Source organism: Pseudonocardia sp. DSM 110487 (assembly GCF_019468565.1).
Lineage (GTDB): Bacteria > Actinomycetota > Actinomycetes > Mycobacteriales > Pseudonocardiaceae > Pseudonocardia.
The window spans coordinates 8,031,732-8,058,011 of the sequence record NZ_CP080521.1; the positions used below are offsets into that span (position 1 = coordinate 8,031,732).

At 70.8% G+C, this 26,280-nt stretch carries 25 protein-coding genes; 11 read left to right on the forward strand and 14 right to left on the reverse strand.

Annotation, left to right across the window (positions count from 1 at the left end; genetic code table 11):
• Positions 1 to 20 precede the first annotated feature (20 nt).
• From K1T35_RS37595 to K1T35_RS37605, 3 genes are all read right to left on the reverse strand, one after another.
• Positions 21 to 971, reverse strand: coding sequence for an alpha/beta hydrolase (locus K1T35_RS37595; protein WP_220256470.1), 951 nt, complete (start codon positions 969 to 971; stop codon positions 21 to 23).
• Positions 968 to 1,414, reverse strand: coding sequence for a cupin domain-containing protein (locus tag K1T35_RS37600; RefSeq protein ID WP_220256471.1), 447 nt, complete (start codon positions 1,412 to 1,414; stop codon positions 968 to 970). The genes K1T35_RS37595 and K1T35_RS37600 overlap by 4 nt, the downstream gene beginning before the upstream one ends.
• A gap of 70 nt (positions 1,415 to 1,484) precedes the next feature.
• Positions 1,485 to 2,231, reverse strand: a complete 747-nt coding sequence (locus K1T35_RS37605; protein ID WP_220256472.1) for an SDR family oxidoreductase — start codon at positions 2,229 to 2,231, stop codon at positions 1,485 to 1,487.
• Positions 2,232 to 2,384: 153 nt separating this feature from the next.
• Between K1T35_RS37605 and K1T35_RS37610 the strand changes: the two genes are divergently transcribed.
• Both K1T35_RS37610 and K1T35_RS37615 read left to right on the forward strand, forming a co-directional pair.
• Positions 2,385 to 5,084, forward strand: a complete 2,700-nt coding sequence (locus K1T35_RS37610; RefSeq protein ID WP_220256473.1) for an HAD-IC family P-type ATPase — start codon at positions 2,385 to 2,387, stop codon at positions 5,082 to 5,084.
• A gap of 20 nt (positions 5,085 to 5,104) precedes the next feature.
• Positions 5,105 to 7,897 carry a LuxR family transcriptional regulator gene (locus K1T35_RS37615; protein ID WP_220256474.1) on the forward strand — a complete coding sequence of 931 codons (2,793 nt, stop codon included), beginning with the start codon at positions 5,105 to 5,107 and terminating at the stop codon, positions 7,895 to 7,897.
• On the opposite strand, the gene K1T35_RS37620 is transcribed toward K1T35_RS37615, so the two are convergent.
• The 5 genes from K1T35_RS37620 to K1T35_RS37640 are packed head-to-tail and all read right to left on the reverse strand — an operon-like array spanning position 7,872 to position 13,053.
• Positions 7,872 to 8,789 carry a carbamate kinase gene (locus K1T35_RS37620; RefSeq protein ID WP_220256475.1) on the reverse strand — a complete coding sequence of 306 codons (918 nt, stop codon included), beginning with the start codon at positions 8,787 to 8,789 and terminating at the stop codon, positions 7,872 to 7,874. The two genes, K1T35_RS37615 and K1T35_RS37620, sit on opposite strands and share 26 nt — an antisense overlap.
• 1 nt (position 8,790) lies before the next feature.
• The gene (gene argF, locus K1T35_RS37625) at positions 8,791 to 9,792 is read right to left on the reverse strand and encodes an ornithine carbamoyltransferase (protein ID WP_220256476.1); all 1,002 of its coding nucleotides are present in this window, start codon (positions 9,790 to 9,792) and stop codon (positions 8,791 to 8,793) included.
• Positions 9,792 to 11,057 (reverse strand): arginine deiminase, encoded by a 1,266-nt coding sequence (locus tag K1T35_RS37630; RefSeq protein WP_220256477.1) that lies wholly within the window; start codon positions 11,055 to 11,057, stop codon positions 9,792 to 9,794. The genes argF and K1T35_RS37630 overlap by 1 nt, the downstream gene beginning before the upstream one ends.
• A complete protein-coding gene (locus tag K1T35_RS37635) occupies positions 11,054 to 12,463 on the reverse strand; it encodes an amino acid permease (protein WP_220256478.1) in 1,410 nt (469 codons plus the stop codon). The genes K1T35_RS37630 and K1T35_RS37635 overlap by 4 nt, the downstream gene beginning before the upstream one ends.
• Before the next feature lie 29 nt (positions 12,464 to 12,492).
• Positions 12,493 to 13,053: a YceI family protein gene (locus K1T35_RS37640; protein ID WP_220256479.1), complete on the reverse strand. Its 561-nt coding sequence runs from the start codon at positions 13,051 to 13,053 to the stop codon at positions 12,493 to 12,495.
• 217 nt (positions 13,054 to 13,270) lie between these two features.
• Here K1T35_RS37640 and K1T35_RS37645 point away from each other — a divergent pair, with 217 nt between their 5' ends.
• The 4 genes from K1T35_RS37645 to K1T35_RS37660 are packed head-to-tail and all read left to right on the forward strand — an operon-like array spanning position 13,271 to position 16,859.
• A complete protein-coding gene (locus K1T35_RS37645; protein ID WP_220256480.1) occupies positions 13,271 to 14,233 on the forward strand; it encodes a patatin-like phospholipase family protein in 963 nt (320 codons plus the stop codon).
• Positions 14,230 to 15,435, forward strand: coding sequence for a macrolide family glycosyltransferase (locus K1T35_RS37650; protein ID WP_220256481.1), 1,206 nt, complete (start codon positions 14,230 to 14,232; stop codon positions 15,433 to 15,435). The genes K1T35_RS37645 and K1T35_RS37650 overlap by 4 nt, the downstream gene beginning before the upstream one ends.
• 3 nt (positions 15,436 to 15,438) lie before the next feature.
• The gene (locus tag K1T35_RS37655; RefSeq protein ID WP_220256482.1) at positions 15,439 to 15,930 is read left to right on the forward strand and encodes a hypothetical protein; all 492 of its coding nucleotides are present in this window, start codon (positions 15,439 to 15,441) and stop codon (positions 15,928 to 15,930) included.
• Positions 15,927 to 16,859 carry a hypothetical protein gene (locus K1T35_RS37660; RefSeq protein ID WP_220256483.1) on the forward strand — a complete coding sequence of 311 codons (933 nt, stop codon included), beginning with the start codon at positions 15,927 to 15,929 and terminating at the stop codon, positions 16,857 to 16,859. Before K1T35_RS37655 ends, K1T35_RS37660 begins: the two co-directional genes overlap by 4 nt.
• Positions 16,860 to 17,359: 500 nt before the next feature.
• On the opposite strand, the gene K1T35_RS37665 is transcribed toward K1T35_RS37660, so the two are convergent.
• From K1T35_RS37665 to K1T35_RS37680, 4 genes are read right to left on the reverse strand one after another with little or no spacing between them, the layout of a single operon-like run.
• A complete protein-coding gene (locus tag K1T35_RS37665; RefSeq protein WP_220256484.1) occupies positions 17,360 to 17,761 on the reverse strand; it encodes a cyclic nucleotide-binding/CBS domain-containing protein in 402 nt (133 codons plus the stop codon).
• Between the two features lie 53 nt (positions 17,762 to 17,814).
• Positions 17,815 to 18,417 (reverse strand): GNAT family N-acetyltransferase, encoded by a 603-nt coding sequence (locus tag K1T35_RS37670; protein ID WP_220256485.1) that lies wholly within the window; start codon positions 18,415 to 18,417, stop codon positions 17,815 to 17,817.
• The gene (locus K1T35_RS37675; RefSeq protein WP_220256486.1) at positions 18,417 to 18,893 is read right to left on the reverse strand and encodes an RbsD/FucU domain-containing protein; all 477 of its coding nucleotides are present in this window, start codon (positions 18,891 to 18,893) and stop codon (positions 18,417 to 18,419) included. Before K1T35_RS37675 ends, K1T35_RS37670 begins: the two co-directional genes overlap by 1 nt.
• Positions 18,894 to 18,908: 15 nt before the next feature.
• A complete protein-coding gene (locus K1T35_RS37680) occupies positions 18,909 to 19,406 on the reverse strand; it encodes a flavodoxin family protein (protein ID WP_220256487.1) in 498 nt (165 codons plus the stop codon).
• 182 nt (positions 19,407 to 19,588) lie between these two features.
• On the opposite strand from K1T35_RS37680, the gene K1T35_RS37685 reads away from it, so the two are divergent.
• The 3 genes from K1T35_RS37685 (at position 19,589) to K1T35_RS37695 (ending at position 21,790) form a co-directional block, all read left to right on the forward strand.
• Positions 19,589 to 19,987 (forward strand): LuxR family transcriptional regulator, encoded by a 399-nt coding sequence (locus tag K1T35_RS37685; RefSeq protein ID WP_220256488.1) that lies wholly within the window; start codon positions 19,589 to 19,591, stop codon positions 19,985 to 19,987.
• A 2-nt stretch (positions 19,988 to 19,989) separates the two neighbouring features.
• A complete protein-coding gene (locus K1T35_RS37690; protein ID WP_255621157.1) occupies positions 19,990 to 21,201 on the forward strand; it encodes a low temperature requirement protein A in 1,212 nt (403 codons plus the stop codon).
• A 103-nt stretch (positions 21,202 to 21,304) separates the two neighbouring features.
• Positions 21,305 to 21,790 (forward strand): MarR family winged helix-turn-helix transcriptional regulator, encoded by a 486-nt coding sequence (locus tag K1T35_RS37695; RefSeq protein WP_220256489.1) that lies wholly within the window; start codon positions 21,305 to 21,307, stop codon positions 21,788 to 21,790.
• A 54-nt stretch (positions 21,791 to 21,844) separates the two neighbouring features.
• Here K1T35_RS37695 and K1T35_RS37700 read toward each other — a convergent pair whose 3' ends face one another.
• The gene (locus K1T35_RS37700) at positions 21,845 to 22,495 is read right to left on the reverse strand and encodes an FMN-dependent NADH-azoreductase (protein ID WP_220256490.1); all 651 of its coding nucleotides are present in this window, start codon (positions 22,493 to 22,495) and stop codon (positions 21,845 to 21,847) included.
• Positions 22,496 to 22,638: 143 nt separating this feature from the next.
• Between K1T35_RS37700 and K1T35_RS37705 the strand changes: the two genes are divergently transcribed.
• Positions 22,639 to 23,304 (forward strand): nitroreductase, encoded by a 666-nt coding sequence (locus tag K1T35_RS37705; protein WP_220256491.1) that lies wholly within the window; start codon positions 22,639 to 22,641, stop codon positions 23,302 to 23,304.
• A 56-nt stretch (positions 23,305 to 23,360) separates the two neighbouring features.
• Here the strand turns inward: K1T35_RS37705 and K1T35_RS37710 are convergent, their stop codons facing one another.
• Entirely contained in the window at positions 23,361 to 24,287 is a 927-nt protein-coding gene (locus K1T35_RS37710) for an SDR family oxidoreductase (RefSeq protein WP_255621159.1), read from the reverse strand.
• 162 nt (positions 24,288 to 24,449) lie between these two features.
• On the opposite strand from K1T35_RS37710, the gene K1T35_RS37715 reads away from it, so the two are divergent.
• Entirely contained in the window at positions 24,450 to 26,183 is a 1,734-nt protein-coding gene (locus K1T35_RS37715) for an L-aspartate oxidase (protein WP_220256493.1), read from the forward strand.
• Positions 26,184 to 26,280 lie beyond the last annotated feature (97 nt).

Here is a 26,280-nt window from a genome sequence, read left to right on the forward strand (position 1 = left end):
TCCCTGAGGTCGATTGCGGTTCAGCCGGTGCCGAGCGCCCCGCGCAGGACGCGGATGGCCTGCTCGATGGCGGCCGTCGCGGCGCGGGTCCCGCGCACGGGGTTGAGCATCATGAAGTCGTGGAGCGTGCCGTTGTAGCGGACGCTCGTCGTCGGCACGCCCGCCTGCGTCAGGCGGCGGGCGTATGCCTCACCCTCGTCGCGGAGGACGTCGTTCTCGTCCACCACTACGAACGCGGGGGGCAGACCGGCGAGCTCCTCGAGGCTCGCCCGCAGCGGTGACGCGGTGATCTCCGCCCGCTCGGCGGGGTCGGTCGTGTAGGCGTCCCAGAACCAGGCCATCCCCTTCGCGGTCAGGTACGGGCCGTCCGCGAACTCCCGGTAGCTCGCCGTGTCCTGCGCGGCGTCGGTGACCGGGTAGTACAGCGACTGGTGCACGAAGGTGACGTCGCCGCGCTGCTTCGCCATGATCGTCAGGGCCGCGCTCATGTTCCCGCCGACCGAGTCGCCCGCGATGGCGAGCCGCGACGCGTCCAGTCCCTCGGACCGGCCGAACTCGGTGATCCAACGCGCGGCCGCGTAGCCCTGCTCGATGGCGAGCGGGTAGCGGGCCTCCGGCGAGCGGTCGTACTCGACGAACACGACCGCGGCATTCGCGCCCACGGCGAGCTCGCGCACGAGCCGGTCGTGGGTGCCTGCGTTGCCGAGGACCCAACCCCCACCGTGCATGTAGAGGACTGTCGGCAGCACCCCCGTCGCCCCGACCGGCTTGACGATGCGGACCGTCACCGGCCCGACGTCGGCCGGCACGGCGATCCACTTCTCGGCGACGTCGAGCTTCTCGATAGGGGCGGCCTGGATGTCGTCGAGGACCTTCCGGGCGCCCTCCACGTCGAGCTCGTACAGGAACGGCGGCTTGGCGGTCGCGTCCGCGATCTCCTGCGCCGCGGGTTCGAGGACGGGCCGGCTCATGATCGGCTTCCCGACGGACGCGGCGCACGGCGAGGGCGGCGTTCCTCGAGCTCCTCCGCGCTCACCGGGACGAGCATCGGCTGGCCGGGGACGCAGAACATGGTCACGACGAACCGCGTCTGCCCGTCGGCGAGGTTGTTGCCGTCCTGGTAGTGGATGAGGTCGCCGCCGGGCTCCCAGAACGTCTCCCCGGCGCGCACCACGCGCTCGGGATCGCCCTCCAGCTCGAAGATCATCTCGCCCTCGATCACGTACCCGAAGGCGGGACCGGAGTGCCGGTGCGGCGGGCTGCCGGTGCTCCCCGGCGGCAGGGTGACGACGATGGTCATCGCCTCGGACTGATCCGGCATCGGCGGGGTCGGCACAGAGCCGGCAACCGTGAACTGTGGCGGGGGCGTCGTCCGGTTCGGGTCGTCGATGTGGTGCGAGTGGTCGACGGTCATGACTGCTCCAAGAGGTTCGAGGTGGGTGCCAGGCGGCCGCTCGGTCGCGCGGCGGTCCAGGCGCGTGCTGTCACTTCTGCTGGGCGAGCCAGGTGCCGAGGGTGATCTCCCCGAGCTGGGCGTCCGGCCCCGGCAGCAGCGTCCGCTCGCCGATCAGCGCGCCGGAGTAACGCGCCTTCTCGTCGGTGACGACCTCGCGCGGGTCGTTCCTCGCCGCGAGGGCCTTGCGCACCAGCTCGTCCAGCCGGAACTGCTCGGGGCCGCCGATCTCGCGGATCCCGTTCAGCGGCTCCCCCACCGCGACGCGGCCGACCCCGGCGGCGACGTCGTCGGACGCCATCGGCTGGAACAGGACCGGCGGCAGGAGGACCTTGCCGTCGACCGTGCTCAGGTCTGCGATGCCCCGGACGAACTCGAAGAACTGCGTGGCGTGCACGATCGAGTACGGCCGATCCGCCTCCCGGATCAGCCTCTCCTGCTCGATCTTCGCGCGGAAGTAGCCCGCCTCCGCCAGCTGGTCGGTGCCGACCACCGACAGCGCCACGTAGTGCCCCACCCCCGCCTTCGCCGAGTACTCCAGCAGGTTCGTGGTCGAGGTCCGGAAGAACTCCATCACCGCGTCGTCGGCGAACGACGGCGAGTTCGACACGTCGACCACGACGGCCGCCCCGTCGAGCACTTCGGCGAGCCCCTCGCCCGTCAGCGTGTTCACTCCGGTGTTCGGGGCAGCCGGCACCGCCTCGTGGCCGTGCTCGCCCAGCTTGGCCACCAGCTTCGACCCGATCAGCCCGGTCCCACCGATCACAACAACCTTCACGACGTGTCCCTTCGTCCGACCAACGCCCGCTCTCGTGCGGCGCTGGGTCGGAAGCAAGGACAGGACAGCCCGCGGATCCGTGACGGTGTCACGGATCGAGCCGCTGTCCGGTCCTCACTGAGGCGAGCCGTAAGACGATTCGGGGATGGCGAGATGGCGCTCTCAGAACCGCACGCAGTGGACGAGCGTGAGATCGGATCCATCGGCTGGCACGCCTCGACCGGCGAGGACGTCCTCGCGCGCCTCTCGAGCGATCGGCAGGGGCTGAGCGCGGACGAGGCCGGTCGCCGGCTGACCGAGTACGGTCCGAACCGGCTCACCCGGCAGCAGGGCCCCTCGGCGTGGGCGGTGCTGGCACGGCAGTTCGCCAGCCCGCTGATCTACGCGCTGTTGATCTCGGCCGTCGTGGCCTTCGCATTTGGGGACCTCGCAGACGGGGCTGTGGTGCTCGGCGTCGTGGTGCTCAACGCGCTGATCGGATTCGTCCAGGAGTACCGGGCGGGTAGGGCGATCCAGGCACTCGCTCAGTTGGTGTCGGAGCCGGCAACGGTGCTGCGTGACGAGCGCTGGACGCAGGTGCATGCGGCGGACCTCGTTCCAGGGGACGTCGTGTCGATCGAGGCGGGTGCTCGCGTGGCGGCCGACCTGAGGGTTCTGCAGGCGCACGGCCTTCGCGTGGACGAGTCCACGCTCACCGGCGAGTCGCTGCCGGTGGACAAGTCGGCCGCGCCGGTCGGTCCGGCCGCCGAACTCGCCGAACGACGGTCGATGCTGCACGGCGGCACCCTCGTGACGACGGGCTCGGCCGTGGCCGCCGTGGTCGAGACCGGGGACCGGACGGAACTGGGACGGATCTCCGGTCTGCTCGGCGGCATCGAGCAGACCCAGACCCCGCTGACCCTCGGCATCGCCCGGCTCGGATCGACCATCACCAAGATCATCGGTCTCGTGGCGGTGGTCCTGCTGGGAGTCGCGCTGCTGCGGGGGTTCCCGGTCGCCGACGCCGCACTGGCCGCGATCACCCTTGCCGTCGCGGCGATCCCGGAGGGGCTGCCGGCGATCGTGACGATCGCGCTGGCGGTCGGCGTGCAGCGGATGGCCCGTCGGCAGGCCGTGGTCCGCGAGCTACCCGCGGTCGAGACCCTGGGTTCCACCTCCGTGGTCTGCACGGACAAGACGGGCACGCTGACGCGCAACGAGATGATGGTCCGCCGCGCGTGGACGCCCCATGGCGATGAGGCGGAGTTCGACGGCGTCGGATACGAGGCCGCTGGGCGCATGGTGGTCCGAGGCCGCGCCGGGCCGCTGCGGAAGCTACTGGTCGGCGCCGCACTGGCGAACGAGGCACGGCTGGACGGTGCCGACGATCGGCGGACCGTGCTGGGCGACCCGACCGACGGTGCCATGCTCGTCGCCGCCGAACGAGGCGACGTGGCACTCGACGAGTTGTTCCGCACCCACCCGCCGCATGCGGTGCTGCCGTTCGACTCGGAGCGCAAGTACATGGCCAGTGCTCCCGAGCCGGGCACCGACGGTTTCACCTACTTCAAGGGCGCACCGGAGGTCCTGCTCGCGCACGTGGACCCGACCGACGCCGACGCGGCACACGCCGTGCTCGACGCCTACGCCGCCGACGGGATGCGGGTTCTCGCGGTCTGCCGGCGATACGACGCCGACAGCGGTGGGCTCCTTCTCGACGGCCGCCGGCTCGAACTGCTCGGCCTGGTCGCATTGATCGACCCGCTGCGGCCCGAGGTGGTCGACGCCGTGGACGCGTGCCACCGTGCGGGCGTCAGCGTGAAGATGATCACCGGTGACCACGCCGCGACCGCGGCCGCAATCGGTCGTGACCTCGGCATCGGCGGGAACGGGCCACCGATGACCGGAGCCGAGATCGCGGAGCTCTCCGATGACGAGCTGCGAGACCGCGTCCGGACCACCGATGTCTTCGCGCGGGTGGCACCCGAGCACAAGCTCGAACTCGTCCGGGCGCTCCAGGCCGGGGGTGCCGTGATCGCGATGACCGGTGACGGCGTCAACGACGCGCCGGCCCTGCGCCAGGCCGACATCGGGGTGGCGATGGGACGCGCCGGCACGGCGGCGGCGAAGGAAGCCGCCGACATCGTTCTCGGTGACGACAACTTCGCGACGATCCGGGCGGCCATCGAGGAGGGGCGCCGGGTCTACGACAACCTGGTCAAGGCGCTGGCGTTCGTGCTGCCGACCAACGTCGGCGAGGCGCTGATCGTCCTGGTGGCGGTGCTGGCGTTCCCGGTGGTCGGGGGATCGCCGGTCCTGCCGATCGAGCCCGTGCAGATCCTCTGGATCAACCTGGTGGCGACGGTGTCGCTGGCACTGCCCATCGCGTTCGAGGCGCAGGAACCCGACTCGATGCGCAAGCCCCCTCGCGATCCGGACGAGCCGCTGCTGTCGCGCTTCGTCGTCGTCCGGACGGTCTACGTCGGCGCGCTCATGGCGGCGGTCGCGATCGCGCTGTTCCTGGTGGCCGTTCCGGTCGCTCCGATCGCGCAGGCCCAGACGCTCGCGGTCACATCGGTGGCCTTCTTCCAGATCTTCTACCTGCTGATGTGCCGGACGCTGATCGCGCCGGTGCGCAGCATCGGCTGGGCCTCGAACAGGTACGTCTTCGCCGGTATCGCCGTGCTGCTGGTGCTCCAGACCGCGGTCGTGCACCTGCCGTTCCTGCAGGCGGTCTTCCACACCGATGACCTGAGCATCGGTCAGTGGACGCTCGCGGCAGCGGCAGGTGCGGTGGTGGTTCCCGTGGTCGCCGTCGAGAAGTGGTGGAGGCAGCTCCGCGGCGATCTGGCTCGGGCTCAGCGCCCCCAGTAGCCTCCCCCCGGGGAGGCAAGATGAGAACTGGCCGGACGCCGGAGCGCCTCCTCGGACGGCGGAACGAGCGCAAAGCCCTCGACGACCTCCTGGACGGCGTTCGGGACGGTCGAAGCGCGGCGATCGTCGTGCACGGTGAGGCAGGCATCGGTAAGACGGCACTGCTGGAGTACGCACTGGGAAGGGCGGCCGGTTGCCGAATCGCAAGGGCGGCCGGCGTCGAGTCCGAGATGGAGTTGGCCTTCGGCGGGCTGCACCAGTTGTGTGCCCCCTTCCTGGATCACGTCGACCAGCTACCCGAGCCCCAACGTGACGCCCTCGGGACAGCTTTCGGCCTGACCGCAGGGGCGCCGCCAGGCCGCTTCCTCGTCGGACTGGCGATCCTCAGCCTGCTCGCCGACGTCGCAGAAGAACAGCCGCTCGTCTGCCTCGTCGATGACGCCCAGTGGCTGGACCAGGTCTCGGCACAGATCCTCGCCTTCGTCGCTCGCCGCCTCCTCGCCGAGCGGGTGGCGCTCGTGTTCGCGATGCGCGACACGACCGCCGACCACGTCCTAAAAGGACTGCCGCAGCTCGAGGTGGTGGGTCTGAACGACCACGACGCCGGCACGCTGCTGGACTCGGCGACCCCCGGACCACTCGACGAACGGATCTGGCATCGGATCCTCGCCGAGACGCGCGGCAATCCCCTCGCCCTCATCGAGCTGCCTCGGGACCTCACCGCTGCCGAGATCGCCGGCGGGTTCGGGCGTCCCGACGCTCAACCCCTCTCCAGTCAGATAGAGCAGGACTTCCATCGGCGTATCCAAGCGCTACCACCTGAGACACGACGCCTGCTCCTCACCGCTGCAGCCGAACCCGTCGGCGATGGGGCGTTGTTGCGGCGTGCCGCTGATCACCTCGGAATCGAGGCGGACACGGCGGGGACCCCGGCCGAAGCGGCGGGGTTGATCACCCTCGGCACCTTGGTGCGGTTCCGGCACCCGCTCGTGCGTTCGGCGACCTACCGCGCCGCGAGCCCCGGCGAGCGCCGAGATGTGCACAGGGCGCTGGCCGAGGCGACCGATGCCCAGTCCGATCCCGATCGTCGGGCCTGGCACATGGCGCGCGCATCGCCGGGGCCCGACGACGCGGTGGCCGCAGAACTGGAGCGGTCGGCGGACCGTGCGCAGGCGCGCGGCGGTGCCGCGGCCGCAGCAGCCTTCCTCGCACGGGCCGCCGAGCTGACCCCCGACCGTGCACGCCGCGGATCCAGAGCGTTGGCAGCGGCGCGGGCCAAGCACCAGGCCGGCGCGTTCGATGCGGCACTCGGGCTTCTGGACGCGGCCGAACTCAGCCCCCTCGACGAAATCGGACGTGCCCGGTCGACCCTGTTGCGCGGACAGATCATGTTCGCCTCCCGCAGTGCCGGTGCGGGCCTACCGCTGCTTCTCGAAGCCGCCAAGCGCCTCGAACCGCTCGACGCCGGGCAGGCCCGCGAGACCTACCGCGACGCGTTCTACGCGGCGCTCACCGCGGGCCGGCTGCCGGGCGACGACCGAGTGGTGGCGGTCTCCCATGCGGTGCTCACGATGGCCCCGGCACGGGAGCCGACGCGAGCCGATCTGCTCCTCGAGGGCCTGGCCCGCGTGACCACCGAGGGGTTCGCGGCAGGTGTGCCACAGCTCCAGCAGGCCCTGACCGCCTATCGCACCGAGGAGATCTCCACGGCGGAGGGTATCGGCTGGCTCCCGCTCGCCAGTCGCTTGGCGCACAACACCTGGGATTTCGACAGCTGGTCGGTCCTGTCGGCCAAGCTGGTCGAGATGGCACGCGAGACCGGGACCTTGTCGGTGCTGCCATCGGCACTCCTGCTGCGGCTGTCCAACCGGAGAGACGCCGGGGACCTGGCGGAGGCGGACTCCCTCGCGGCTGAGGCTGCGACGATCGGCGAGGCGCTCGGCGGCAGCTACTTCGCGCACTACGGAGCTCTGGTCATCGAGCCGTCCCGAGGCAGGGAGGCCGCAACCCGCCAGGCGATCGACGTCATCACCAACGACCACCTGCTCCGCGGCGAGGGAAAGGTCTCGACCGCCACCGAATGGGCAGCTGCGGTGCTCTACAACGGCCTGGGGCGGCACGAGGAGGCGTACCTCGCCGCCAAGCGCGGGTCGGCGTACCCACCGGAGATGGGGCTGTCCACATGGTCGCTGTTCGAGCTCGTCGAGGCCGCCGTGCGGCTGGGCAGACCCGAAGACGCGGCCGAGGCCGTGCAGATCATCGGCGAACAGGCACAGGCCAGCGGCACCGACTGGGCGTTGGGCACCGCGGCGTGCCTGAACGCCCAGGTGAGCGACGGGCCGGCGGCCGACGATCTGTACCGGGAGTCGATCGATCGGCTCGAGCGCACCGACGTGCGCCTCGGACTGGCCCGGGTCCGGCTGCTCTACGGCGAGTGGCTGCGCCGCGAGAACCGGCGCGTCGACGGACGGGAGCACCTGGCCATCGCCCACGAGATGCTCAGCGGGATCGGAGCCGAGGCGTTCGCGAACCGCGCGCGGCGTGAGCTCGAGGCGACCGGAGCGACCGTTCGCAGCCGGACCGTCTCGATGCGGGAAACGCTCACACCTCAGGAAGCACAGATCGCGCGTCTCGCCGGTGACGGTCAGACCAACCCTGAGATCGGCGCGCAGCTGTTCATCAGTCCACGCACTGTCGAGTGGCACCTGCGCAAGGTGTTCTCCAAGCTGGGCATCACATCCCGCAGACAGATCCGCAGCGCGTTTGGCCGAAGGGGCAACGGCCTGACTACTCCAGGCTCCCCGACATCGTGACCGTCGTGCCGGCCGCGCCCGTGAACACGGCAGGGGCGTCCCGCAAGGCACCGATCGCGGCGGGCCGGCCGGTCGAGGCGACGAACCACGTGCATGCCTCGACCTTGGGGGCCATCGATCCGGCCGGGAAGTCCATGGCCCGCAGCTGCGCGACGTCCACCGTGGCCAACGTCCGTTCCCGGGGAGTTCCGAAATCCTGCTTCACCGCGTCCACGTCGGTGAGCACGACCAGCCGGTCGGCATCGAGCTGGATCGCCAGCAACGCCGCCGTCATGTCCTTGTCGACGACGGCCTGCGCGCCGTCGAGCCTGCCGTGCTCCCCGGCGACGACGGGCACACCCCCACCCCCGCCGCAGATCACCGTCGTCCCGCTCTCCACCAGCCGTCGGATCGTGGGCAGCTCCACGACCCGCAGGGGTTGTGGGGAGGCGACGACGCGGCGCCACCCGGCCGTGTCGCGGCCGACCGTCCATCCGTGCTCGGCGGCGAGGCGCCGGGCTTCCTGCTCGGGATAGCCGGCCCCCACGAACTTGGTGGGCGCACCGAACGCCGGGTCCTCGCGGTCGACCACGGTCTGCGTGACGATCGCGACGGGCGGGGCGACGCCCGCATTGCCCAGCTCCTGAGCCAGCCAGTACCCGATCATCCCCTGGGTCTGGGCGCCGAGCGCGTCCAGGGGGAACGGGTGGGTGAGCTCCGGGTCGTTCTCGCTTTCGAGGGCGAGCACCCCGACCTGCGGACCGTTGCCGTGGCACAGCACCAGCGTGTGCTCGGACGCGAGCGGCGCCAGCGCGCAGGCGGCGGTCCGCACGTGCCGCTGTTGGACGCCGGCATCGGGGCGCTCCCCCCGTTCGAGCAGCGCGTTCCCGCCCAGGGCGACGACGAGCAGCACGTCAGCGCCCCAGAGCCGCGACGAGCACGGCTTTGATCGTGTGGAGCCGGTTCTCGGCCTGCTGGAAGACCACCGATGCGGCCGAGCCGAACACGTCGTCGGTGACCTCGGCCCCGACGAGCCCGAAGCGGTCGTGGATCCGGCGGCCCAGCGCGGTGGTGGTGTCGTGCACCGCGGGCAGGCAGTGCAGGAACCGGGTGTCGGGCCGGCCGGTCGCGGCCATCGCCTGCGCGGTCACGCGGTACGGCGTGAGCAGCGGCACGCGGCGCTCCCACTCGGCGTCGGCCTCGCCCATGCTGACCCACACGTCGGTGTAGACGAACGCCGCGCTCTCGAGCGCGGCGGCGGTGTCGTCGGTGACCATGACCCGCGCGCCGCTGACCAGCGCCTCGCGCTGGGCGTCGGCGACGAGGGACTCCGGCGGCCACAGCTCGCGGGGTGCGGCGATCCGCACGTCCATGCCGAGCATGGCCCCGGTGATCAGGAGCGAGCGCGCCACGTTGCTCCGCCCGTCACCGAGGAAGCAGTAGCTGATCGCCTCGATCTCACCGGATTGGTGCTCACGCATGGTGAGGACGTCGGCGAGCATCTGGGTCGGGTGCCACTCGTCGGTCAGCCCGTTCCAGACCGGCACGCCGGCGTGCCGGCTCAGCTCCTCGACCGTGCTCTGGGCGAACCCGCGGAACTCGATCCCGTCGAACATCGCGCCGAGCACCCGCGCGGTGTCCGCGACGCTCTCCTCCCGCCCGAGGTGCGATCCCGCCGGGCCCAGGTACGTGACGTGGGCACCTTGGTCGTACGCGGCCACCTCGAACGCGCACCGCGTCCGCGTCGAGTCCTTCTCGAACACCAACGCGATGTTCCGGCCGACGAGCGACCGGCGCTCGCGCCCTGCCCTCTTGTCCGCCTTGAGATCGGCGGCGAGATCGAGCATCTCGACGAATCCCGCACGGCCGAGGTCGGTCACCGTGAGCAACGAACGCGACGGTCTGGCGAGGGTCATCACGGCTCCTTCGACGGCGAAACGGGTTCGCGCAGGATCGGGCAGCTCATGCACCGCGCGCCACCCCGGCCGCGGCCGAGCTCGCTGCCGTCCAGGCCGATCACCTCGAGGCCGTGGTCGCGCAGCATCTCGTTGGTGGTGGTGTTGCGGTCGTAGCCCAGGACCACACCGGGGGCGATCGCGAGGAAGTTGTCGGCGTCGTTCCACTGCTCCCGCTCGGCTTCGCGCCGGCCCTCGACGGCCTTGAGGATGCGGACGTCGTCGACCTCGAGCGCCTCCGCGAGCGCGGCGGTCAGCCCGACGCGCTTCTCGACGTCGATGTCGCTCCCGTCCTGTGACGGGGTGAGCATCCAGAGCCGGGCGCAGGCGTCGTCGAAGTACGGGTACCCGACGAAGGTCGCGGTGTCGACCATGGTGAGAACGGTGTCCAGGTGCATCGCGGAGCGGGCCTTGGGCAGCTCCACGGCCAGCACCCGCCTGGCGTGGCCGCCCGCGAAGAGCCGACGGGCCAGCATCTCCATCCCCATCGGGGTGGTGCGCTCGCCCATCCCGACCATGACGACGCCGTCGGCGATCACGTGGATGTCCCCGCCCTCCAGCGTGGCGGGGGCGTGGTCGAGGTCGTCGTCTCCGTAGAGGATCTCGAAGTCGGCGCCCGCGAACAGCGGGTGGTACCGGTAGACCGTGCGGCTGTTGATCGACTCCCGGCGCCGCGCGTCCTTGGCCATCGGGTTGATCGTGACGCCGCGCCCGATCCACGCCACGTTGTCCCGCTGGAACAACGTGTTGGGGAGCGGGGCGAGCACGAAGTCGTCGGCGCCGAGGCTCTGCCACGCGACGCTGGCCGGGCTCAGCGTGGCGAGCTCCGATGTCAGCACACCCGCGATGAGGTAGTCGGCCAGCAGCGCCGCGTCGATGTCGGAGAACAGTGTGCGCAGCTCACGGGCCGCGGTCGGTCCGAACCGCTCGTCGGTGCACACCCGGGCGACGGCGAAGCGCCTGCCGGTATCCGTCGCGAGCGCCTGTGCCAACAGATCGGCGAAAAGGTGCACCCGCACGCCGTAGCCGACCAGCACCTCGACGAACTCGTCGTGCTCGCGGCGGGCGCGGGAGGCCCACATCACGTCGTCGAAGAGCAGCTCGGCGACGTTGCCGGGAGTCAGGCGGTCCAGCTCGCGGCCCGGCCGGTGCACGACGACCTCGCGCAGCCTGCCGATCTCCGAGTCGATGCCGACCTCGAGGCCCAGACCCACGTCGGCGGTCATCGCGCGACCGCCGCACCGTAGACACCGCGCCGGACCTTGACCCACACGTAGACCGGCACCCCGAGCAACAGGCAGAACACCCCGTAGTAGACGGCCTGGTAGCCGCTGCCCGCGAGCGCCCAGAACCCGAACGCGAGCGCGAGCCCCGACACGACGACGTCCCGGACGAGGTGGCCGACCCCGAGTCGCCTGCCCTCGGTGAGCAGCCAGTACAGCTGCGCCGCCGCGGAGAGCAGGTACGGGATGACCGACGTGAGCACCGACAGCAGCACCACGGTGACGAACACCTGCTCGAAGCTGGTGAAGCTGACGACGGTGAGCCCCGAGGCGAGCAGGGTCGAGACGACGATCCCGAACGCGGGCACCCCAGCCCGGCTCTGCGTCGCGAACCGCGCCGGGAACAGCCCGTCCCGTGCCGCCGCGCGCGGCATCTCGGCCACGATCAACGTCCAGCCGACGAGGGCGCCGAACCCGGAGATAATGGCCGCGACGGCCACCGTCGCGCCCGCCCACTGACCGCCGAAGATCGCGTCTGCCGAGTCGCTGAACGGTGCCGTCGACCCGACCAGGTCGTCGTGCGCCACGGTGCCGAAGACCGTGACCGTGCCGAGGAGGTAGACCGCGGCGCAGGCCAGGGTGCCCAGAACGGTGGCGCGACCGACGTTGCGCTCCGGATCGCGGACCCGCCCGGCCGCGACCGACGCGGTCTCGATGCCGAGGTAGCTGAACAGGGCGATAGCGCCCGCCGCACTGATCGCGCCCACCCAGGACGTGCCGCTGGTGTTGAAATCGCCGAAGTTGGCGCTGTCGATGAACAACAGCCCGACCGTCGCCATGAACAGCAGCGGGATGAACTTCAGGACGGTCGTGACGACCTCGAAGGCGGCGATGCTGCGCAGTCCGGCCAGGTTGACCAGCGCCGGGAGCCAGAGACCCGTCAGCGCGATGACGACCGACCACCCGACCTCGTGCCCGGTGTTCCAGAACACCTCCACGTAGCCGACCCACGCCACGACGATCGCCGCGTTCCCCGCCCACGCGGTGATCCAGTAGCTCCAGGCGATGAGGAAACCGGCGAACTCACCGAACGCGTCGCGGGCGTACACATACGGGCCCCCGGCACCCGGGAGCCGCGCCGCCAGGCCGCGGAACGCCAGTGCCAGCGCGACCGCGCCGATCGTGACGAGGACGAACGCGACGAGCGAGATCGGACCGAACACCGCAAGGGCGGACGGAAGGGCGAACACGCCGGTCCCGATGACGGAGCCGGCCACGAGCGCCGAGGCTGTTCCGACCCCGAACCGGCGGCCGCCGCCCTGCTCTGCCGACCCGGTGGGTGACGAGACCTCGGTCAGGTGGATTACCGCGCTGTCTGCCGTCTGGCGCGGTTCTACGGTGTGGCGCATGTCTTCCTCGTCTTGTTGTGAAACCGCGGTCATTCCTGACGCAGCACGGCCTCGATTTCGAGGGCGATCTGCACCTTGTCGCTGACGACCACGCCGCTGCCGTCGAGCGGCATCTTGATGTCGACGCCGAAATCGTTGCGGTCGATGGTGGTCGTGGCGGAGAAGCCGATTCGGGTGCCGCCGCTGCCGTCCGGTCCGATGCCGCCCACCTCCACGGCCAGCGGCACAGACCGGGTCACGCCCTTGATCGTGAGCTCGCCGTCCACCACGAGGTCGGCACCGTCGGCGCGGACGCCCATGGAGCGGAAGGTCCAGGTGGGGTAGTTCTGGACGTCGAAGAAGTCGGCCGAGCGGACGTGATTGTCGCGCTGGCCGTTGCCGGTGTCGATGGAGGCGGCGTCGATCGACGCGGTGACGGACGAGCCGGTCAGGTCCTCTCCGGTGACGATCTCCCCGGAGAACGTGCCGAATCGACCTCGTACTTTGCTCACCATCATGTGACGCACCGTGAAGGAGACGTCGGAGTGGACGGGATCGATGTCCCAGGTACCGGCGAGGTAGCCGGGAATTGGTGTGGTCGCCGTGCTCATCTGATCTCCCAGGGTCTCGGATGTCTCAGCGAGGACCGGAAGGCCGCTCGATCCGTGACACCACTGGGGTGATCTCGGGAGTTGGGCGTTCCGGAACGGATGAACCGGCGGGCACATCTGGGAGCACCGCACCCGGCCGGCGGTGTCACGGATCGGACCGCCACCCGGTCCTCGTTGGCGACGAACCGATGCGGCGCCGTCGTGAGGAAGGTGGGTCATGAGGTTCGACGAGTGGTCGTCCTATGAGGAAACCCTGACCACCACTGGCGGCAACGGGTCGAGCCCTCCATCGAAGGGTCTGCAGACCCTTCCCCGCCCCGTCGCGGCTGTGGTGGGTGGCGGGGGTGTGTTCGGGGCGGCGCAGGTCGGTGTCGGATACGCGCTGGAGCGGCACGGATTCGTCCCGGACCTGATCGTCGGAACCTCGGTGGGCGCCCTCAACGGGGCGATCGTGGCCGCGCACCCCGGCACGGCAGCCTCGTGGCTGGACCACGTGTGGACCAAGCTGCGTCGGCGTGACGTGTTTCCGTTCGGCTACGCGTACTCGCAGGTCAGCGTCTTCGCCGACCGCGGCCTGCGCCGGCTGATCGCTCGGGCCGGGCTGCCGTCGCGGATCGAGGAGCTGCCGATCCCGTTCACCGCGGTGGCCATGGACCTGGTCACCGGAGCGCAGGCGCTGCTCGACGACGGAGAGCTCGAGTCCGCGCTGCTGGCGAGCGCCGCCATTCCCGGGGTCCTGCCCCCGGTGCTTCGGGAGGGCCGGATGCTCGTCGACGGCGGGGTGATCGCGTTCGTCCCGGTGCGGGCCGCCCGCCAGGCCGGGGCGGCCAGTGTGGTGGTGCTGCCGACCGGGCCGGCGAGCTGGCCGGTGCGCCCGACGATCCCGCGCAGGCGGGCGGGCGCGATCGCCGGCCGTGCCGGGTTGCTGATGTGGCACCACCAGATCGAGCGCGACCTGCACGAGGTGTCCGAGCACATCCCGACCGTCGTGCTGCCGACCGGCATCGAAGCATGGCCCTCCCCGTGGGACTTCGGGCATTCCGGGCGGTTGATCAGCACCGCGTCCGCCGCGGCGGGGCGCTTCCTCGACCAGTTGCAGATCAGCGGGCCCGGCCTGTACCGGGCCGAGGATCCTCCGAGGGCAACTGCCACGCCCTCCTTGTCGGAGGTGGGCCGATGAGCACGATCGCGTTCCTCAACATCGGCATGCATGGGCACGTCAACCCGACGCTGCCGGTCGCGGCGGAGCTGGTCCGGCGTGGCCACTCCGTCACCTACCACACCTCGCCCGCGTTCCGCGCGGAGATCGAGGCCACCGGCGCGACGGTGTACCTCTACCCCGGCGGCGATCAGCCGCTCCCCGATCCGCCGATGCCGCTCACGCTGCTGGAGGACCTTGCGAGCACCGCCGTCCGCGTGCTGCCCACTGTGCTCACCGATCTGCGCCGGGTCGGGCCGGACCTGATCGTCCACGACAACGCCTGCCTGTGGGGCGCGGTCGCCGCGCGCGAGCTCGGGGTGCCGGCCGCCTCGTCGTTCACGACGTTCGCGTACAACCGGCACGTGCCCAGCCCCACCCGCGGCTCGTGGGGCCTGCTTGCGGAGGCGACCACCCGGCCCCGCAACGTCCTCGGCTACCTGCGGTCGCGCTGGGACCTGAACCGCCGCTTCGACGCGCGTGGGTTGCCGCTGCTCGACCTGGGCAACATCCGCGCGCCGCTCAACCTGGTCTACACCTCGCGGGCCTTCCAGCCCGCCGTCGAGTACCTCGACCAGTCCTTCCGGTTCGTCGGGCCGAGCATCGGCGCCCGCCCGGCCGACCCGTCGTTCCCGGCCGACCAGCTGCAGGATCCGGTGCTGTACGCCTCACTGGGCACGGTCTTCAACGCCGACCCACAGCTGCTGCGCGGCCTCGCCAGCGCGCTCGCTCCGCTGGGCGGAACCGTGATCGTCTCCACCGGGCAGACCGATCCCGCCGCGCTGGGCGCGCTGCCGGCGAACGTGCTCGCCCGCCGCTCCGTACCGCAACCGGACGTGCTGGCCCGCGCGGCGCTGTTCGTCACCCACGGCGGGATGAACAGCGTCAACGAAGCCACCTACGCCGGCGTTCCGATGCTGGTGATCCCGCAGGGCGCCGACCAACCGCTCGTGGCCCGGCGCGTCGTCGAGCTCGGCGCAGGCCTCTCGATCCCCACCCGGGACGCGGCCGTGGAACCCGTAAGCGCCCTCGCCCGGCGGCTGCTCGACGACCCCCGTATCCGGGCCGGCGCGGCCACCCTGCAGGTGGCCCAGCGACGGGCAGGCGGCTACCGGCGCGCCGCCGACGAGCTCGAGCGCTACCTGCACCCGGCCCGCCCTGCCGCTCCTCTGCGTCAGCCCTGACCGATGTCGCCCGCGGTGGTCGTCCTGCTGCTGGTCGCCGGGCTGTCCGAGGCCATCGGGCGCATGCTGCCCCTGATAGCCCGCCGGTCCGGCGCGTCGCGGACCGGTGTTGCCGGGCTGCTGATGGCCGGTGCCGTTGTCGAGGGCACCGTGTTCGCGCTCTGGCCACTCACCGCGTGGGCCCTCGCCGCGCTGGTGCTGCCTGCTCCGCAACCCGGCGTCGACGCGCCGGCCTGGACACCCGGCCTGGTCGCCCCGCTGATCCTCGCCGCCGTCCTCGCGTTCCCGCTGCTCGGGCCCCTGCTGCACCTGCTGCTCATGGTGGGGGTCGGGGCAGGCCTCGCGGGCCCACTCGCCGCGGCGACCGGACTGGGCTGGTGGGCCGCCGCCGGCTGCCTGGCCGTCGCCGGAGTCGGACTCGCCCTCGCCGTGGAGGCCGTCCGGCGTCTGGTCGGGACGATCGGCGCCACCGGGGCGGCGGAGCCTCAGCCATGAACGAGCTCCTGCTGCTACTCCTGGCGGGCGGGCTCGGACCGGTCCTGCTGGCCGAGGCACTGCTCGCCCGCCACGAGGTGCTCGTCTACACAGCCGGCTGGCGGGCCACCGCCACCGAGCTCCCGGAGGGCATGCCCCATGCCCTCGGCGCGGCCGCCGACCGTCCCCCGGACGCCTACCTGGTCTACCTCGACGGCATCGGGAAGCGCCGCTTCCGCGACAGCCGCGACGGCGGCCGGCTGGTGAGGGCGCTGATCGACGGGGCGCCGGAGCTGAGGGTGCTGGGTCAGGTGTTGCCCTATTCCCCGCTGGCCGACCCGCTCGCCGACCGGCCGGTGTGGGCGTGGCTGCGCCGCCACGTCGGGCTGCTGCTGTTCCTGCACAACGTCATGCAGATCTTCGTCGCCGCCGACCGCCGGTACCGCCCCGTGTACAACCGCGCCGTCGGCGGGCAGATCGCCACCCAGCTCCGGCTCGCCGGCTACCGGCCCGGTAGCGACATCCCGGTGGTGCTGCTCGGCTACAGCGGTGGCGCGCAGGTTGCCACCGGCGCGGTCGACGAACTGCACACCCGGCTGTGCGCCCCGCTCCTGCTGATCACCCTCGGCGGGTTCCACAACGGCGCCAACGACCTCACCCACGCCCGCCACCTGCACGAGCTCACGAGTGCCTACGACCGGATCGAGCGGGTCGGCACCTGGATCTTCCCGCCGCGCTGGCGGCTGCTGTGGCGCAGCGAGTGGAACCGGGCCCGCCGCGCCGGGAAGGTCACCGTGCACCGGCTCGACCCGGCCACCCACGTCGGGCCCCGCAGCTACATCAGTCCGGATGCCATGCTGCCCGACGGCCGCAGCCACCTCGACCGCACCGCCGACACGGTGATCGCGCTCATCCGGGCACACGGTTCCGAGGGAACAGCCGCGCCATGATCACCACGAGACGTACGACAGTGCACCGGGTGGCGCGGCAACGTACTGCTCGCGCCGAGCTTCGGCCGCCAAGTGCGGTGACCACATTCATTCGCCGGGTCTGGTCGGGCGAGGTGCAGACCCGCAGTGGTTGTGGGGCCTCCGGTGGCGCCGCGCCCTCACCAAACCGGCAGGCCGCAGGGCCTCCGGTGGCGCCGCGCAGTGTGCGGGGCATGTAGCGCGGGCAGGCCAAGGGCCTCCCCCCGGGGCGCGCGGCGCCACCGGAGGCGGCCCGACGGGCATGATCAAGGCTTCGGCGCGAAAACGGGCAAAAACGACCCGGGAACGCGCCGAACCGCTGATCAAGCCGCCATCCCGGGGATACTGCGGCGATCAAGGCGAAATGGTCGCTAGATGATCTCCGATCGCGACCATCAGCCCTTGATCACCACGTTGACGTGTGTGTGAGGGCGTGTGTGTGGGGCGGCCGGCTCGCGTCAGGAACCGGTGAACGTTGGTGGTTACCGCACTGAGGTGCGCGCAAGAGCGTCGTTAGGCCCCCCACGCCCGTTCGCGAGGCATGCCTCCCACAGGTCGGCCAGCTCGACCATCCCGACCACCCGCCCTCCGTCCACGACCGGCAGGTGCCGGACGCCACGGGACAGCATCAGCCGGGCCGCGTCCTCGGCGGCGACATCGGCTCGGACCGTCACCGGCTTCGCTGTGGCGACGTGGCTGACCCGCGTGTTCTCGAGGCTCTGACCGTGGGCGACCGCCCTGGTGATCTCGGCGGTGGTGATCATCGCGACCGGTTCGTGCGTATCGTCGGTCACCACCACGAGCGATGATTCGTGGGAGTGCTCCATCAGATAGGCGGCCGCGGCGAGGTGAGCGTCCGGCTCGATCGTCGTCGGCGGCCTCATGACGTGCCCCACGGTCTGGGGTGGAGCACTACCCGGGGACAGGGAACGAGTACTCATGATGATTCCGTCCTGGTCTCGACGTTGAGTGTCGGTACGTCCAAGTCGCCTCGGCGGAGGCGGTACACCTCGAGTGTGAGGTCGTAGTACTTCTCCGTCACCCCTACCCATTCCATTCCGACCCGGCGCGCGGTGGCCGCACCCCTGACATTTTGCGGACGCACCACGGCGAAGATCTCGTCCAGGCCGGCGTCGAAAGCGTAGTGGGCGACGGCATGACCGGCCTCGGTCGCGTATCCGTTACCCCAGGCCTTCGGTGCGATTTGCCACCCGACCTGGAGGTCGATTTCGTACGGAGGTAGCGGCAACAACGTCACGCCACCGACCACCTCTCCGGTCTCCTGCAGCGCGACGGCCCAACGTCCTTGGCACGAGTCCAGCGACGCGCATTCGACCATCCAGCCGGCGAGATGCACCCGCATGGACGCGATGTCCGGCACCCGCTCCACCGCTGGCGACAGCCATCTCGACACTTCGGCGGAGCCGTAGACGGCGAGCGCGGCGTCGGCGTCGTCGAGAACCCACGGCCGTAGGAGGAGCCGAGCTGTACGGATGCGCTCCCCGACGACGAGCAGATCGTGCTTTCTCCCGAACGCCATCACCGGCAGCCCATCGAGAGGATGCTGCCCGGTGTGACATCCAGCCCTTTCCGCAGGATGAAGTTCCCCTGCTTCCTCGCGTCACCCGTGATGATCAATCCACGACAGTTCTTGACCTGCTCGTGGAAATCGGGAGGCGCCACTCCGAAGATCGAGCAACGGAATCCCACTGCATCATCGACCTCGACCTGGACCGCGCGTCGCACCGGACACCGCGATTCCAAATCGGCATGGACGATCTGCCGGACCGGAGCAGCGAGGAAGGTGGTGTCGAGCTGGACCGCCGACAGGACGGCGCGCATCGCCTGAAGAATGTCGACGTCGCCCATTCGTACCACCGTGCCGCGCATCTCCGCGGTTCCGTCCTGGTCGATGACATAGCACGAGTTGAGCACCGCAACTTCGTCACCGTGGGCCATCGCCCACAACAGGAACAGCGCTTCGGGCGGAAGGCGAGGATCAACGCTCCTGATCATCGAGGCCGCCGACCGTCATCCCGAGGCCGCCGCGCCGACGCGCAGCCGGCGCGCGACGTCTGCGACGTCCTGCCCCGTCCGCCGAGCGAGCGCGCGCACGTCCAGGTCACGGGCGCGGGGTGCGGGGACGAGGACGCCGCCCAGGTGGAGCAGCGCGTGGAACAAGGTCATCAGCGTGGCCTCGTGGCCGCCGTGCAGCACGCCGTCGCCCGAGGCGAAGCCGGACCAGACGATCCGGCCATCAACGATCTCCAGCGACTCCACATAGGACTTGAGTGCGGGCGCGAGGTTGCCGTACCGGCTCGGCGAGCCGAGAACGACCGCGTCGGCCCAGCGCACGTCATCCGGCGTGGCAACGCTCCCCGCCGCGAGCGCCGACACGGCGTGGTCGGGGATGCGCCGGATCCGGACGACCGCGCCGGCCTCCTCGGCACCGGCCGCCACTTCCTTCGCAAGGCCCTGGATGCCGTCGGCCGCTCCGTGGTAGATGACCGACACCTTCGGTTGCTCCATGCCGTGTCTCCTTCGACTGCGATGGGTGACCACCGTCGACGGGCAGCCTCGGGATCGAGGACAAGGCAGCCCACGGATCCGTGACGCGGACCCGGGAAGAGCGCTGTGCCGACGGCCATGTCACGGATCGCCTGACCTCGCTGTCCTCCTCTCGGCACACCCGAACCTCGCGAGGAGGCCTCATGGACACGACGTCGCTGGCGGATGCGGCGCGAACCCACATGGAACGCGCGCGGGCCGCGGACCACGGCCGGAGCGCTCACACCGTGCAGGGGGGCCATGATCGCGCGCTCCGCCAGACCGTCGTCGCCCTGCGAGCCGGCACGACACTGCGCGAGCACTCGAGCGAACGGGAGGCGACTCTGCAGGTGATCGCCGGCCGCATCCGGCTGACCGCAGGCACGGAGACGCTGGAGGCCGTCGCGAGCGACCTCCTCACCGTCCCCGGCGGCGCCCACACGATCTCCGCGGTCGAGGACTCCGCGCTCCTGCTCACCGTGTCGGTCGTGCTCGGAGCGCCCGACGCCATCGCCGTGACCAGTGCCGGCGAGGCTTACTCCTGGCAAGAGGACTGGGCATAGGAATGGAGCGACGGAGGATCTCCGTCCGGACCCGGATGACGGCGCGCGCCGTCGACGAGCCGCACCGGGCGTCGACACAACTCGAGCTGCTGTTCGACCTGACGTTCGTGGTGGCGATCGCCGCGGTCGTGGTGCAGCTCGGCCACGGGATCATCGAGGGGCACGCGGCGGAGGTCGTGGGCCCGTTCCTGCAGGTGTTCTTCGCGGTCTGGTGGGCGTGGATGACCTTCACGTGGTTCGCCTCGTCCTACGACACCGACGACGTGCCGTACCGGCTGCTCACCCTGCTGCAGATGGGCGGAGTGCTCGTACTGGCCGCAGGCGTGCCCTCCGCGTTCGCCGACGGCGACTACCGGGCCATCACCCTCGGCTACCTCATGATGCGCGTGGGCCTGGTCGCGCAGTGGCTGCGGGCGGCGCGGGAGGACCCGGAAGGCCGCGGCACCGCCCTCCGGTACGCCACGGGCATCTCCGCCGTCGAGGTCCTCTGGCTGCTCCGCCAGCTGGTGGCCGAGCTCGATGTACTCGGCGGTGCCGCGCTGGACGTGGTGTTCCTGGTCCTGGTCATGGCCGAGCTGGCCGTGCCCATGTGGGCCGAGCGCAGCCGGAATACGAGCTGGCATCCGCACCACATCGCCGAGCGGTACGCGCTGTTCACCATCATCCTGCTGGGCGAGAGCGTCCTCGCGGTGTCGACCGGGATCGCCCACGTCCTCGAATCCGGTCTGCACGTGTCGCTCGTCGTGGTCGCGGGCTCAGGGTTGGTGCTGCTGTTCGCGCTCTGGTGGCTCTACGAGCTGGAGCCGAGCGCCGACGGGCTGTCCACCCGCCGGGGGCGCGCGTTCCTGTGGGGCTACGGCCACTACGGAGTCTTCGCGGCCCTCGCCGCGCTCGGCTCGGGCCTCGAGGTCGCCGTCCGGCAGACCGCGACGCACGAGGCGCTGGACGCGGTCGGCGCGGGCTATGCGGTGGCGGTCCCGACCGCGGCGTTCTTCGCGCTGCTGTGGGTGAGCCACTCGCCGATCCTGCCGCGGTCGCCGGTCCGGCCGGCCGTCCTGTTCGGCGCCGCCGCCCTCGTGCTGCTGGCTCCGGTGGCGGGCGCCGGAGCCGGTGTGGGCGCGATCGTCGCCCTCGTCGCGCTGATCGCCGCCGGGACGGTCGCCGTGACGGTGGTCTCCACCAGGTGGGGAGGCTCTCACTCGATCCACATCTGATCGTCGCGGACGCCCGAAAGGAGCTGTCGGCGGCGCCGCCCAGATTCGCATTTGGTTTCGATTGATACGGTATCGAATGAGCGGATAGTTGTAATATGCCCTCATGGCCGCCGATGCTCCTCACCGAACCGTCGCCGCGCGTGCGACGGACCGCCCCGGGGATGCCTCGCCTTTCGCTCTCGGCCTGCTGCTGCGCCAGGCGCACTGGCGGGCGGCCACGCTGATGACGGAGGCGCTTCGGCCGCTCAGCATCGAGTTGCGGCATTTTGCCGTGCTGATCGTGCTGGTCAACCGCGGGTCAACAGTGCAGAGGGACCTGGCGGCGGCAACGGGGACCGACAAGGCGGGAATCATGCGGGTCGTGGACGACCTGGAGCGCAAGGGGCTGGCCGTCCGCAAGACCGTTCCGGGGGACCGGCGGGCGCGGGCGGTGGAGATCACCCCTCGTGGCCTCGAGATTTTCGATGCAGCACATGTGGCGGCGGAACCGCTGGCTGCGCGCCTGGTTGCAGAACTGGGCCCCGGGGAACCCGAGCTGCTGACGGATCTACTGACCAAGCTCGCCTATCCCGCAGACGGTGGGGCGTAAGCACATCCGCGCGGGGTTGCCTGAGGCGTCGCACGGCGTCTACGTGCCCGGGGGTTACGCGGCGAGGCGCTCCGCGAGTTTCTTGGCCTTGATGATCGCGTCCTCGAAGGCCCGCTCGCGGGAAGCTTCGTAGAGAGGGACCAGTCCGGACATGGCCGGGATGCGGGGGGCCATGGTGAGTTCGGGGACGATGAAGTCGAGGTCCAGCCCGAGGGTGCCCTTGAGGACGGCCTCCAGGTAGTTCTGTACGAACTCGAAGCCCTCGCGCGGGGTGCCCGGCGCGTAGGAGCCGCCGCGGCTGGCGACGACGGTGACCGGTGTGCCCTTGGCCGAGGGGGTCTCGCCTGCGGTGCGGCCGAGCAGGATCACGTTGTCCAGCCATGCCTTGAGAGTCGACGGGATCGAGTAGTTGTACATGGGGGCGCCGATGAGGACGGCGTCCGCCTGCTCCAGCTCCTCGATGAGCTTCACCCGCGCGGCGAACGCGGCGGACTGCTCGGGGGTGCGCTCGGACGGGGCGGCGAAACCGGCGGTGTAGGCGGCGGCCGTGATGTGCGGGACGGGGTTCGCGGCGACGTCGCGGTAGATCACAGTGCCGTCCGGGTGCTGTTCCTCCCAGGCTTTGCAGAAGGCGTCCGCGACCGAACGGGACGAGGACGCCTCACCGGGGAACACGGACGAGTCGATGTGCAGCAGCGTGGCCATGGACTTCCTCCAAGAGCGGTACCCGAGGCCGGGAACCGAGGACTGAGGGTTCGTGCTCGAGTTAGTCTAACACGAGATGGTATCGAATGATACGGTCGCTAGTGTAACTAAGTCGCCCAGGTCGAGCAGGGAGATACGCGTTCATGGACGTCTATGACGCGGTCACGAGCCGACGGGCGGTGCGCGGGTTCACCGACCGGCATGTCCCGAGGGAAGTGCTGGAGCGCGTACTGTCCGCCGCAGCTTGGTCGCCGTCCGCATCGAACCTCCAGCCGTGGCACGCCTACGTGCTGGCCGGCGGGCCGCTGGCCGAACTCAAGAAGCGCACCGGCGAGCGCATAGCCGCAGGCGACCCTTGGGACGAGCCGGAGTACGAGCAGTACCCGCCCGCTCTGAAGTCCCCGTACCGCGAACGCCGATCCGCCTTCGGTGAGCAGCGTTACAGCGCACTCGGCATCCCGCGCGGCGACCTGGAGGCGCGCCAGAGGGCCGCGGTCGCGAATTGGGACTGTTTCGGCGCGCCCGCCGCCCTGTTCTGCTACATCGACCGCGACCTCGGCCCGGCCCAATGGTCCGACGTCGGCATGTACCTGCAGACCGTCATGCTGCTGCTCCGCGCCGAAGGGATGCACAGTTGCCCGCAGATGGCATGGGCGAAGTATCGGAAGACCGTCGCGGAGGTCCTTTCACCCCCGGCCGAGCTCATCCTCTTCTGTGGCATGTCGATCGGGTTCGAGGACGTCACAGAGGGTCATGCCCGTACGGGCCGGGCGCCGCTCGACGAGACGGTCACGTTCGTCGAGGGTTGAGGAGATATCGCTACTGCACCGGTCCGCGCAGGAACCCCCCAGCCCTGCGCGAGCCGTCACTCCGCTGCCCTTCGCAGCGCCTCGGTCTGTTCTGGATCCGCAGCCGTGAACGTCACGTCCGCAAGCCGCTCTGACAGCTCCCAGAGCCGCACCGCGTCGTCACGCTCGAGCGCGGACCGGTAGATCGGCAGCTCGGTGGGTGCGCCGGTGAACTGGCCGAGGCCGTCGGGCCCGTAGAGGCGGCCTCCGGTGGCGTCCGGGCTGGTCGCGGCGAACAGGATCGGCTGCACGCCCGCGTGCACCTCCTGGACGAACAGGCCCCAGCGGGCGAGCCGGGCCATGATCGCCTGCTGCGCCGAAGGGCGCCGGCGGCCCAGGTTCGGCCCGGAGGCGTAGAGGTTCGTCAGGGTGGTGCCGGGATGTGCGACGTTGCTCGTGATCCCCCATCCGCCGTCCCTGCTGCGGCGGTCCAGCTCGAGGCCGAACAACAGGTTCGCCAGCTTCGAGGCGTTGTACGCGCGCACCGGCGAGTAACGCCGCTCGGCCTGCAGGTCCTCCCACCCGAGTCGACCGAACCGGGCGGCGCTGCTCGACACCGTCGTGACGCGCGCCCGGCCGGCCTGGAGGAGCGGCAGCAGCCGCGCGGTCAGCGCGACGTGCCCGATGTGGTTCGTGCCGAACTGCAGCTCCAGACCGTCCTCCGTGGTGTGCCGCGTCGGCGGGGCCATCACCCCGGCGTTGTTGACGAGGATGTGGATCGGGCGGCCGTCGTCGTGCAGGGTCTGCGCGAGCGCGGCAACCGAGCCGAGAGACGCCAGGTCGACATGGCGCACCGCGACCGCAGCATCGGGCACAGCACCGCGGATGCGCTCCACGGCAGCGGCGCCCTTGCCGAGGTTCCGCACCGGAAGAACGAGCGCGGCGCCGGCTCGCGCCAGGCGCTCGGCAACGCCCAGCCCGACGCCGTCGCTGGCGCCGGTCACCACGGCCAGCTTCCCTGTGAGGTCCGGGACTGTTCCTGCTGATCGGTCATCCACGACAACCAGGACTGGCCAGCCCGACGATCTGTGACAACAGGCCGTCACTTTCGGCAGTGCTGCCCGGTCCTTGTTCGTGAACGACGATGCGTCAGGAGAGGACCACACATGCCCAGCCCGACCGAGCGGCGGCTCGCGACCGCGGTCCTGGTGATCGGCACCGGCGGCTCCGGCCTGCGCGCCGCCATCCAGCTGGCCGAGCGCGGCACCGACGTCATCGTGGTGGGCAAGCGGCCCAGCGCGGACGCGCACACCACCCTTGCGGCAGGTGGCATCAACGCCGCCCTCGCCACCATGGATCCCGACGACTCATGGCAGCAACACGCCGCGGACACGCTCAAGGAGAGCTACTTCCTCGCGGACCCGAACACCGTCCGGATCGTCACCGAAGGCGCCGCCCGCGGCATCGCGGACCTGGAACGGTGGGGCATGCCGTTCGCGCGCGAGGCGGACGGCCGCATCTCGCAGCGGTACTTCGGCGCGCACACCTTCCGGCGGACCGCCTTCGCCGGTGACTACACCGGCCTGGAGATCCAACGCACGCTGGTGAACCGGGCCCGGCAGCTCGACGTGCCGATCATCGACACGATGTACGTCACCAGCATCCTGACCCGCGACGGCGTGGTGTTCGGCGCCTACGGGTTCGACGTCGGGGACGGCACGCGCTACGTCGTCCACGCCGACGCGGTGATCCTCGCCGCGGGCGGGCACACCCGGATCTGGCGGCGGACCTCCTCGCGACGCGACGAGAACACCGGCGACGCGTTCCGGCTCGCCGTCACGGCGGGAGCGCGCATCCGCGATCCCGAGCTCGTGCAGTTCCATCCCTCCGGCCTGCTCGAACCCGAGGACGCAGCCGGCACGCTCGTGTCGGAGGCCGCCCGCGGCGAGGGCGGCATCCTGCGCAACCAGCTCGGCGAGCGGTTCATGCAGCGCTACGACCCCGTCCGCATGGAGCTCTCCACCCGGGACCGGGTCGCCCTCGCCGCGTACACCGAGATCAAGCAGGGCCGGGGCACCCCGGACGGCGGCGTGTGGCTCGACGTCTCCCACCTGCCCCGAGAAACGATCATGCAGCGGCTTCCCCGTGTCTACCAGACGCTGATCGAGCTCCAGATGCTCGACATCACCACCACGCCGATCGAGATCGCACCCACCGCCCACTACTCGATGGGCGGGGTCTGGGTGCGCCCGGAGGACCACGGCACGGAGGTCGCGGGGCTGTACGCCATCGGCGAGGCCGCCAGCGGATTGCACGGGGCCAACCGGCTCGGTGGCAACTCGCTGATCGAGCTCCTCGTCTACGGCCGGATCGCAGGCGATGCCGCCGCGGACTACTCCGCCGACCTCGACGCGCAGCCCCGCAGCGCCACCGCCGTCGCCGAGGCCCGTGACGAGGTGGACCAGGTGCTGGCCGCCGACGGACCGGAGAACGTGCGGTCCCTGCAACGGGCAGTCCGCGACACCATGACCGAGCACGCCGGTGTGGTGCGCGACGAGACCGGACTGAAGGCGGGGCTCGCACGCCTCGACGACATCGAGGCCGCGGAGAAGGACATCGGCGTGCATCCCGACCTGGCCGGATTCCAGGACATGGCCCACGCGTTCGACCTGCGGTCCTCGCTCGTCGCGGCTCACGCAACGATGGAGGCGGCGCTCGAGCGCCGGGAGACCCGCGGTTGCCACAACCGCTCCGACTTCCCGGACCTGGACGAGACGCTGCAGGTCAACCTGGTCTGGTCCGGGCCGGGGCAGATCGTCCACGAGCCGGTGGCGGAGACGCCGGTGGAGATCGCGGCACTCGTCCGGGAGGTGTCGACCGCCGGCAAGCTCGTCGAGTGACCCCTACGACGAACGGCGATGATCCTTGACCCGATCGGCGTCTGGCCGCCCCCGACGGCCTCCTCGATAGACTGAAAGCCTTTTCGAGCGGCGGCGG

Coding starts and splice junctions, on each gene's coding strand:
- K1T35_RS37595 (WP_220256470.1), bottom strand. CDS start 971: ATGAGCCGGCCCGTCCTCGAACCCGCGGCGCAGGAGATCGCGGACGCG.
- K1T35_RS37600 (WP_220256471.1), bottom strand. CDS start 1,414: ATGACCGTCGACCACTCGCACCACATCGACGACCCGAACCGGACGACG.
- K1T35_RS37610 (WP_220256473.1), top strand. CDS start 2,385: ATGGCGCTCTCAGAACCGCACGCAGTGGACGAGCGTGAGATCGGATCC.
- K1T35_RS37615 (WP_220256474.1), top strand. CDS start 5,105: ATGAGAACTGGCCGGACGCCGGAGCGCCTCCTCGGACGGCGGAACGAG.
- argF (WP_220256476.1), bottom strand. CDS start 9,792: ATGACCCTCGCCAGACCGTCGCGTTCGTTGCTCACGGTGACCGACCTC.
- K1T35_RS37630 (WP_220256477.1), bottom strand. CDS start 11,057: ATGACCGCCGACGTGGGTCTGGGCCTCGAGGTCGGCATCGACTCGGAG.
- K1T35_RS37635 (WP_220256478.1), bottom strand. CDS start 12,463: ATGCGCCACACCGTAGAACCGCGCCAGACGGCAGACAGCGCGGTAATC.
- K1T35_RS37640 (WP_220256479.1), bottom strand. CDS start 13,053: ATGAGCACGGCGACCACACCAATTCCCGGCTACCTCGCCGGTACCTGG.
- K1T35_RS37645 (WP_220256480.1), top strand. CDS start 13,271: ATGAGGTTCGACGAGTGGTCGTCCTATGAGGAAACCCTGACCACCACT.
- K1T35_RS37650 (WP_220256481.1), top strand. CDS start 14,230: ATGAGCACGATCGCGTTCCTCAACATCGGCATGCATGGGCACGTCAAC.
- K1T35_RS37655 (WP_220256482.1), top strand. CDS start 15,439: ATGTCGCCCGCGGTGGTCGTCCTGCTGCTGGTCGCCGGGCTGTCCGAG.
- K1T35_RS37660 (WP_220256483.1), top strand. CDS start 15,927: ATGAACGAGCTCCTGCTGCTACTCCTGGCGGGCGGGCTCGGACCGGTC.
- K1T35_RS37665 (WP_220256484.1), bottom strand. CDS start 17,761: ATGAGGCCGCCGACGACGATCGAGCCGGACGCTCACCTCGCCGCGGCC.
- K1T35_RS37670 (WP_220256485.1), bottom strand. CDS start 18,417: ATGGCGTTCGGGAGAAAGCACGATCTGCTCGTCGTCGGGGAGCGCATC.
- K1T35_RS37675 (WP_220256486.1), bottom strand. CDS start 18,893: ATGATCAGGAGCGTTGATCCTCGCCTTCCGCCCGAAGCGCTGTTCCTG.
- K1T35_RS37680 (WP_220256487.1), bottom strand. CDS start 19,406: ATGGAGCAACCGAAGGTGTCGGTCATCTACCACGGAGCGGCCGACGGC.
- K1T35_RS37685 (WP_220256488.1), top strand. CDS start 19,589: ATGGACACGACGTCGCTGGCGGATGCGGCGCGAACCCACATGGAACGC.
- K1T35_RS37690 (WP_255621157.1), top strand. CDS start 19,990: ATGGAGCGACGGAGGATCTCCGTCCGGACCCGGATGACGGCGCGCGCC.
- K1T35_RS37695 (WP_220256489.1), top strand. CDS start 21,305: ATGGCCGCCGATGCTCCTCACCGAACCGTCGCCGCGCGTGCGACGGAC.
- K1T35_RS37700 (WP_220256490.1), bottom strand. CDS start 22,495: ATGGCCACGCTGCTGCACATCGACTCGTCCGTGTTCCCCGGTGAGGCG.
- K1T35_RS37705 (WP_220256491.1), top strand. CDS start 22,639: ATGGACGTCTATGACGCGGTCACGAGCCGACGGGCGGTGCGCGGGTTC.
- K1T35_RS37715 (WP_220256493.1), top strand. CDS start 24,450: ATGCCCAGCCCGACCGAGCGGCGGCTCGCGACCGCGGTCCTGGTGATC.